Annotated in this window: 10 protein-coding genes and 1 pseudogene; all 11 read right to left on the reverse strand. The window is 32.5% G+C overall.

The window, feature by feature from the left end:
- Positions 1-26: 26 nt before the first annotated feature.
- Positions 27-548 (reverse strand): hypothetical protein, encoded by a 522-nt coding sequence (locus FNW52_RS14325; RefSeq protein WP_143378131.1) that lies wholly within the window; start codon positions 546-548, stop codon positions 27-29.
- 201 nt (positions 549-749) lie between these two features.
- Entirely contained in the window at positions 750-1,094 is a 345-nt protein-coding gene (locus tag FNW52_RS14330; protein WP_143378132.1) for a hypothetical protein, read from the reverse strand.
- Between the two features lie 135 nt (positions 1,095-1,229).
- Entirely contained in the window at positions 1,230-1,673 is a 444-nt protein-coding gene (locus tag FNW52_RS14335; RefSeq protein WP_143378133.1) for a hypothetical protein, read from the reverse strand.
- The gene (locus FNW52_RS14340; protein WP_143378134.1) at positions 1,660-1,902 is read right to left on the reverse strand and encodes a hypothetical protein; all 243 of its coding nucleotides are present in this window, start codon (positions 1,900-1,902) and stop codon (positions 1,660-1,662) included. The genes FNW52_RS14335 and FNW52_RS14340 overlap by 14 nt, the downstream gene beginning before the upstream one ends.
- 48 nt (positions 1,903-1,950) lie before the next feature.
- On the reverse strand, positions 1,951-2,430 hold the full coding sequence (locus tag FNW52_RS14345) for a hypothetical protein (protein ID WP_143378135.1): 480 nt from the start codon (positions 2,428-2,430) through the stop codon (positions 1,951-1,953).
- The gene (locus FNW52_RS14350; protein WP_143378136.1) at positions 2,417-2,668 is read right to left on the reverse strand and encodes a hypothetical protein; all 252 of its coding nucleotides are present in this window, start codon (positions 2,666-2,668) and stop codon (positions 2,417-2,419) included. The genes FNW52_RS14345 and FNW52_RS14350 overlap by 14 nt, the downstream gene beginning before the upstream one ends.
- A complete protein-coding gene (locus FNW52_RS14355; RefSeq protein WP_143378137.1) occupies positions 2,658-2,888 on the reverse strand; it encodes a hypothetical protein in 231 nt (76 codons plus the stop codon). The genes FNW52_RS14350 and FNW52_RS14355 overlap by 11 nt, the downstream gene beginning before the upstream one ends.
- A 328-nt stretch (positions 2,889-3,216) precedes the next feature.
- The gene (locus tag FNW52_RS14360) at positions 3,217-3,960 is read right to left on the reverse strand and encodes a hypothetical protein (protein WP_143378138.1); all 744 of its coding nucleotides are present in this window, start codon (positions 3,958-3,960) and stop codon (positions 3,217-3,219) included.
- Entirely contained in the window at positions 3,944-5,821 is a 1,878-nt protein-coding gene (locus tag FNW52_RS14365; RefSeq protein WP_143378139.1) for a polymorphic toxin type 23 domain-containing protein, read from the reverse strand. Before FNW52_RS14365 ends, FNW52_RS14360 begins: the two co-directional genes overlap by 17 nt.
- Positions 5,818-6,162: a hypothetical protein gene (locus tag FNW52_RS14370; protein WP_143378140.1), complete on the reverse strand. Its 345-nt coding sequence runs from the start codon at positions 6,160-6,162 to the stop codon at positions 5,818-5,820. Before FNW52_RS14370 ends, FNW52_RS14365 begins: the two co-directional genes overlap by 4 nt.
- 3 nt (positions 6,163-6,165) lie before the next feature.
- Positions 6,166-6,510 (reverse strand): annotated as a pseudogene (locus FNW52_RS20785) (type IV secretion protein Rhs); the annotation flags it as partial.

The following is a 6,510-nucleotide window of genomic DNA, read 5'->3' on the forward strand; positions in this document are numbered from 1 at the left end:
TTTTAAGATTTGACTTTTGAAATTTATTATTCAATTCCTAAACAATATACAAAGCCACTTGAAATAAATCCATATTCGCCGATTTCAATATTACTTGGTAAAATGATTTCGTAGATTTCATTTCGTATTTTTTTAAATTCAAGTTTAATGAAAGTATCATTTAAATCTTTATTTGCACCTCCAAAATAAGTTTTATTTTGCATAAATTTTCTGTTTCCTTTTTTTATTTCGGCTTTTGATAATTTAATATATTGCAAAGGATCAACTCCACCAATTATTTTTACAATTAGTTTAGGCAAAGAAGATTTGCTAACTCTAATAGTAGATTTCGGCAATTTAGCGGAATAATATATTTCAGACCCTCCATAACCCATACCTAAAATTTTAGATTCTAATTTCCCATCAGCATTTTCAAGAGATTTAAGATTATTGTTTATTTCTAGAATATAAGGTCTGAATGCAAATTCTGGCGTTTCTAAATTTTGGGCTTTCAATGTTGTCCCTAGAGTTAAAATAAAAATTACGAAAGTAAATATTAGCTTTTTCATTGATTAATTGTTTTTATGTTAGTTTTTAGTTTTGTTAATTATTTGTTTTTATTCTAGTTAGTTATATTTTGGTTTGATTTTAGCCTTAGTATTTTGGCAAACTAACCTACAACTAGTTTACACCAGCCATAAAATAGCTTAAAATAATCAATCCAAATCAGGTTGACTGTAGAATATATTGCAATTATCACCTTATTTTACTCATAATTCTACAGTAAATTCATGGTTCATAAAATCATAAATACGGGTTTGTCCATCTTCATAAAATGTTTTTTGCGCTAGTTCTTGTACGTCCTTGGTAGATAAATAAGCCTTTATTTTACCGTTCTTAAAATTTATAGTTTCTCCTATTTGAGTTAATTCAAACATCTCGAAATTAACTCTAGCAGTAGCGGAGTAATTGAATGTTTTATTCCCGTTTGAATCGCTGAAACTTATTCTGTTTTGCTCTTTATTACAAGTATATAATGCTCTATTTTTTTTATTATGGAGCATTAAGGTTTCATCGTTGTCTATAATTGTTATTTCTGAGGTTGTTTTAACCATAATTTTTTTAATTTATATAGAATGTCAAAAAGAAAAACCCGTGCCCATTCCAAATTATCAAACCCATTTTTTTTATTCCTTTCTCACTTTGTCGATGTACTGTGAGGGCACGGATTGCGAATACGCGCTATCGGGTTAATTCTTTTTTTGATTTTCATGCCGCCCAAATAAAAACCAATTAACCGACAAAGTCACTGCTAAACTTGGAATAATGAATAAAAAAACATTAACATCCATAAAATCAGATTTAAGACCTCCTATACTGAATAAATATATATATAATAGAAAATATGAAATTAGCAATGAAACCAGATAGGATTTGTATATTTTTTGTTCAAAATAACGATAGTAAAACACTAACATAAAAATAATTGGAAAAATAAAAAACCCAGGAAAATGATCTAGAAAACCCATTAATCCTATTAATGGAGAGGCAAAAAGCATTTTTAACGATTCTTTATGAAAAAAACTGCCTTTCATCACAAGATTAGATAAACTTACAAAAACAAAATAATAAACTAATATATGTGAAATCCACAATTTTGCAGTTGTATTAATACATGGTTCATTTTTTTTCATAATCTCTAATTATTTTTTTATAATCCTCTTTTAAATATCCATTTGCATCAACTTTATCTTTAAATGATGCCGATGTAGGTTTATGTCGGTCTAGCCATAACATTAACAAAGGTAAATCTGTTCTAAATCCTGCATCGGTTACATCTCCTTTCCAAGGGTCGTCAAATTCGGGAGTTATACGATTTGTCAATAAAGATCCAAATCCAAGCAGACTATTTTGAAAATGCATGAAATCCCCATACAACTACTTTGTCTTTAAATGATGCTAATTTTGCAATTAATTCTTTTTTTGATTTTCATGCCGTCCAAATAAAAACCAATTAACTGACAAAGCCACTGCTAAACTTGGGATTACAAAAAAAAGAACATCAATATGAGCAGATTCTATTCCAGAAGTAGAGAAATTGTGTTTATGTCCATTTATACTCCATAAAAAAAGATACAATAATAGATGTGAAATTAGTAATGAAACCAAATAGGATTTGTATATTTTTCGTTCAAAAAAGCGATAGTATAACACCAACATCAAAATAATTTGGAAAATAAAAAAACCAGGGAAACGATCGAGAAAGCCTGTAATTCCTATAATCGGTGAAAGCATAAAAATTGTTAAAGACTCCTTGTTAAAAAAATCCCAGTGTGGCAAGTAATAGTTCTTAACAAGATTAGATATAGTTATATAAGTAAAATAATAAACTAATAAGTGAGAAATCCACAATTTTGCTGTTGTATTAATACATGGTTCATTTTTTTTCATAATCTCTAATTATTTTTTTATAATCCTCTTTTAAATATCCATTTGCATCAACTTTATCTTTAAATGATGCCGATGTAGGTTTATGTCGGTCTAGCCATAACATTAACAAAGGTAAATCTGTTCTAAAGCCCGCATCGGTTACGTCCCCTTTCCAAGGGTCATCAAATTCAGGGACTACACTCTCAAATATAGAAATAACTAATGATCCTAATCCATGCCAACTATCTTTAGAATGCATCGCCTTGAGGGTCTTTGTCCGCCATTGCCTGAAATATACTAATAGTTCCTTTAGGTGTTTTAGCATAAATGGGCGGGGCAACTACTCCTTGCTCGTGTTTTACAAATTGTAAATCAAAGGCATAAGCATCCGCATCGTTTTCTAGTGAAGTATCTTTGTACTTACCATAAAACAATTCATAAAATTGAGTAATAGCATAATCACAAATTCCTAAATTCAATTCACTTAATATTACTTCAATTTCGTTTACTGTTACATAAGAAGCATAAGATTCAAATGCTGTTAAAGCATCTACTAAAGGAATAGCGCCTTTTGTCCATCTTGTATGATGCCCAAATTGAGGTAATTTATCGTCTACGTGTTTGTAAAAATCTGCAATTTGAGAAAAAGGGGCTAAAATTCCTGTTTGTTTAAACTCTAGAATATGCTCGCAAGCTTTTTTCCATACTTCGTTATTACCTTCTCTATCACTCGTTAACCAGCAACCAGTAGGGAGTGCTTCTGTATAAAGGGGGCTGTTTCGGGTTTCGAATCAATATCCATTACTCTTAATACTTTACATTCTCTAAAAGCTGTAACATTTTCTCTTCTTCTAAGTTTCTTTCTACATTAAATGACCCCTCAATAAGGAACGCATCAAATCCAGAACTGTTTTTAGATTTGATAGCCCTCAAATCGGGTTGGTAAATAAATTTATAATTTGTTTTGTGAGTTTTGGCAAGCCATTTTTTCTTGTACCCACCTGATTTTTTTACATTATAATACGCTGTCAGTGTTATAGTGTCATTTTTTATATAACCAAAATCACTTTGATTCATTTCGTAAAAAGGAGTTTTTACATGACGACTACTTTTAAAAATAGTATCTTCTAATTCAAAAAAACCTAGAAAGTTCAATTCTGTTTTTTGTTTTAGTTGTCTTATTCCGTCTTTTGGTTCGGTCAAAAACATTCCACCTGTTTTATATGCCTCTGCCATATACAAATAACCTTCATTCGAATAAATACAGAAAGTGATTACATTTCGATTCCCCTGGTAAACATATACCTTATTTGTTTTTAGGTATGTGTTTTGCAATAAGGATTGCCGTTTTTGTTCTTCTTTAAAAGCAAAAAATTCATCATAATTGTCAAGATCATTTGCTTTAATAGAATCTATATTCCTTGAAATCAAATAATTAACATATGCTCTGTGATTTTCCTTGCTCTTACTCTTTCTCTCTTTAGATAAACTACAACTGATTACCAAAACGAATAGAAGCATTAATGCAACTATTTTACTTATTTGCTTCATTATTCTTTTTGTTTTTTTCATCCAATTCATAAAATTCTTTCAATAATTTCCCTTTATCAGATTGTCCAGCACCAATATATGTATTTAGTCTGTCCAAATCCTTCTTGTTTTCTTCTTTGTACACCACATACAAATGATGAAAAGTAGGGCTAGATTTTAGTTGGTTACTAACATTATAATTAATCTTGTCTGATTCGTATGTCTTTAGGTCTTTTTGATATTGGCTTTTTGCCGCATCGTATTTGTCTACATTCGTATAGTCTGATTCTTTTGGTGTTATCGGTTCTTTGGGCACTTCTGGAAAAGCAATACTATCATGCATGGCGTTGGTTGGCCAAAAAGTACCGTAACCAAACTTGGTTTTGGCTGTCAGTCTTCCGTTGGCATCGGTAATTGAGAAGGTTTCTTGCCCGCTGTTGAGCAAAACATCAAACAATTGTTGATAATCATAATTTTGTCCATTTATTATTTTGTCATTATTATAAGTGTTTTTGTTGTTCGATTTACCGTAATACATATCTACAGCGTAAGCAGCATTAATACCCCCTGGTAATTTTGCTTGCATGTTTACGCCCGCCGACCAATATTGATCAGAGCCCATACCAAAAAACAATGGAGGTTTGTAAATATCGTTATAAGAAGCTATCATAAAATCCCCTATTTTTATCGCTGCCCCTCCAACTATTTGGTTTCTAGTGGGGTTGTCGTCAGAATTGTAACGATTATTCCCAAGCTGTCCTGTTTCGGGATTAAACGCCTTAGATACGCTACCCGAACTCAAAATTCCCGTCGCTCCTAGTGTAAACGCATACTCATAAGGATTATAAACTCCAGATCCTGCATGTTGATTAAACAAATTCATATTGAGTGCATTGCCCGTTAAATACCCTAATGTGATTGAAGGAGTGGCGCTCAGGGTAACCAAATTAGGACTCATGTCTGATGTTCCAATAGAACCTTTTGCGTACCAAGTCAAGGATGTGTTAAGACTTCCCATGACGCCAAAATTCCTAGCACTTACACTCTTCGAAACGCCTGCATACACACCTACCGTAAAGCCAGCCTTGAGGCTGTAACTAAACTTTATTCCTATATTGGGTGTTTTAGTAGGTGGGTCGCCAGGACCCTCATAAGAACCTCCTCCGCCACCTGCGTTTGGCCCGTGGGCTCGTGGATCCTTTTCTGGTTTCCATTCTTGTTTTGGTGGTGTTGTACTTTCACTTTCAGGAAAAGAAATCTCTAGGTTTCCTTTGTATGTTGGTGTTTCTACTTTTCCTATAACCACCGTTTCCGTACCCATCGCATCAAACCGAAATAAGTCATAACTGTAAGCTTCAAAATTATTTCCAGAGCTTATATCCTTCAAGCAAACGTTAAGATATGCACTATAGGATTCTACTAGTGCCTGAATTAATTTTATTTTTTTATTCTCGTTTTTTTCTATTCCTAGTAGATTTATATCCCAAATCACTATTTTTTTCTCCTCTAGGTCATAAGAAGCAATTTTACCGGGATGAAAATTTTTAGATACCGCAATAGGTGGATTTACAATTTTACCATCGGTTATTGACTTATAAAATTTATAAACAATACTAGTGTCATCGATATTGAACTTTGGCATCATTTCCTTTGCCTCTTTCAAAAGATGGTCATGTACATAAGTGCTTTCAAACTTATATGTACTCTCTATGATTTCTTGTTTAGGAGGACTTTTGGGCTCGCCATAACTAATCCCTTTTTCAACACCAACTTCTGTAATCGTTTTAGCAGATGTGGTTACAATATTTTCTTTGGCATACATGTTATAATCGCCACCTGTAGTTTTAATTATTTTTCCGCCTACAATTCGTATTCTGCTCATAATTCGATAGTAAATTTAAGATTCATAAAATCATAAACCCGCAGTTGTCCTTCGTCAAAAAAAGTTTTCTCTGCAAGTTCCTGAATGTCTTTATCACGCAAACAGGCAATCATAGTTCCATCGTTCCTATTTATTGTTTGCCCCAGATGGGTCAATTTAAAAACCTCAAAATTTATTGAAATGGTTGAGCCGTAATTCTGTACCATATTTCCATTTGAATCACTAAAACTAACAGATCCGTCTTTTGAATCATAACGAAAACGAGCTCTGTTTTTGCCGTTAGTAAGCATCAAAGTATTGTTATTGATTATAATGGTTGTTTCTTCTACTGTTTTTATCATTGCTTAATGTGATTTAGTTTTTTCACCGCTATTATTTTGTATCTCTTTTTCAGAATGTTTATTTATCGCTCCATTGCTTGAAGATTCAATCCCTTTTTCACTCGATTCTTGTCTCTCTTTCTCGGTGTGCGATTTAATATCCCCCTCAATATGCTCCATATAACTCCCTGTCACATTCAGCATACTATCTCCGCCTACAGTAGTATTGAGTATTGCTCCAACGGTGGTAGATTTATCAACTCCTGCACTTTCAATAATATTCGTTACTGCGGTAGTCCTAATGTCTTTTCCAGCACTGAAAACAATATCCTCCCCAGCTTCAAATTCTATATTCTTGGGCGCTTTAAA

The sequence above is a fragment of the Flavobacterium sp. ZT3R18 genome (genome assembly GCF_007097385.1).
Lineage (GTDB): Bacteria > Bacteroidota > Bacteroidia > Flavobacteriales > Flavobacteriaceae > Flavobacterium.